The 220-nt window shown below is 52.7% G+C and carries 1 protein-coding gene; it reads right to left on the bottom strand.

The annotated features are described in order from the left end of the window. Positions 1–220, bottom strand: a 220-nt coding sequence (locus H6A20_RS13355; protein ID WP_204907561.1) for a transposase, incomplete at both ends; no start/stop codon positions are given.

The raw sequence follows: 220 nt of genomic DNA, 5'->3' as shown, positions 1-220 counted from the left end.
TTCAAAGCTGTGGAGGCCGAAGGAGACACGCTTCAGGACTTTGATCTTGTTGTTCAGGCCTTCGCTTAAACCATTGGACTTCCCGTACTTCCAGCTATTCTGTATGTAGCCTCTCCAGTGGCGGATGGTGCAGGCAGCGGAGTGGACCTCGTCTACTTCAGAGGCAGCATACTGCTGGATCCATTCCGTGAGATCTTCGTATTGGACCGAGTAAGGCCAG

Origin of the sequence: Mordavella massiliensis (assembly GCF_016901695.1) — a bacterium.
Taxonomy (GTDB): Bacteria; Bacillota; Clostridia; order Lachnospirales; family Lachnospiraceae; genus Claveliimonas; species Claveliimonas massiliensis_A.
The sequence above is the reverse complement of the archived record's forward strand: the minus strand, read 5'-3'. Positions and strand labels throughout refer to the sequence as shown.